Source organism: Spirillospora sp. NPDC049652 (assembly GCF_040675125.1).
Lineage (GTDB): Bacteria > Actinomycetota > Actinomycetes > Streptosporangiales > Streptosporangiaceae > Spirillospora.
In genome coordinates, this window is sequence record NZ_JBFAOF010001563.1 from 1 (window position 1) to 1,071 (window position 1,071).

Consider the following 1,071-nt stretch of genomic DNA (forward strand, 5'->3'; position numbering starts at 1 on the left):
GCTGCACGACCGCCTGGTCGGAGCCGGGCACCGGCAGCCCGCCCGCGACCCGATCGAGGTCGGCGACGCCGAGGACGAACTCGGCGACTGGCTCGACGGGCGGGGCGTCGCGAACGCCTGGGACCTCGCGCCGGCCCTGGTCGCGGCGGGGATCGGCGTGGACGACGCCGAGCGCGTCGCCGAGATCGCGGGGGACCGGCTGGGCGTCGCGATGGCCTGGCTCACCGAGACGCTGGAGGTCGCGCAGCTCCAGGCGGAGATCTCCGAGGCGACCACCCGGATCACCGGCCTGCTGGACTCGGCGCGCCAGTACTCCCAGCTCGACCGCGCCCCGTACCAGGACGTCGACCTGCGCACCCTGCTCGACAGCACCCTCACCATGCTGAAGCGCAAGATCCCGGCGGACGTGCGGGTCCGCACCGACTACGCGTCCGGCCTGCCGCCGGTCCCGGTGTACGCGGCGGAGCTGAACCAGGTCTGGACGAACCTGGTCGTCAACGCCCTGGACGCCATGGGCGGCTCGGGCACCCTCACCGTCCGGACGTTCCGCGACAACGGGCAGGCCGTGGTGGAGATCGCCGACACCGGCGGCGGCATCCCGGAGCAGAACCTCGACCGGATCTTCACCCCGTTCTTCACGACCAAGCCGGTCGGGCAGGGCACCGGGCTCGGCCTGGACATCTCCTGGCGGATCGTGGTCGACCGGCACGGCGGCGACATCCAGGTCGCCTCGGTCCCGGGCGACACCCGCTTCCAGGTTCGCCTGCCCCTCACCGCCGCCGTCGTCCCGCCCGTCCCCGAGGAGGCCTGACCGGGACTCCCGGCGGCTCAGCCGCCGTGGCCGAAAGCGAGGGCGTGCCCCGGGCCGGAGTCGCGGTACACGTCGCCGCGGCCCCAGCTCAGCACCTCGAACCGGACGTGGACGGCGTGGACGCGGCGTCCGGTGAGGCGCGCCATCATCTCCTCCGACAGGTCCAGGATGGCGGGGACGTCGTGCTGCGCGACCGCCCACCCGGCGGGACCGAAGTCCTCCACGACCCCGGTGGCCCGCCGCCCGCGGTAGGTGACCCG

2 protein-coding genes are annotated in these 1,071 nt (G+C 74.3%); one reads left to right on the forward strand and one right to left on the reverse strand.

Annotated elements, in window-relative coordinates; translation table 11 throughout:
• Positions 1-811, forward strand: an 811-nt coding sequence (locus AB0J52_RS41935) for a sensor histidine kinase (RefSeq protein WP_500188879.1), incomplete at its 5' end; no start/stop codon positions are given.
• 17 nt (positions 812-828) lie between these two features.
• Here the strand turns inward: AB0J52_RS41935 and AB0J52_RS41940 are convergent.
• A partial coding sequence (locus AB0J52_RS41940) for a hypothetical protein (RefSeq protein WP_500188881.1) occupies positions 829-1,071 on the reverse strand: 243 nt, incomplete at its 5' end.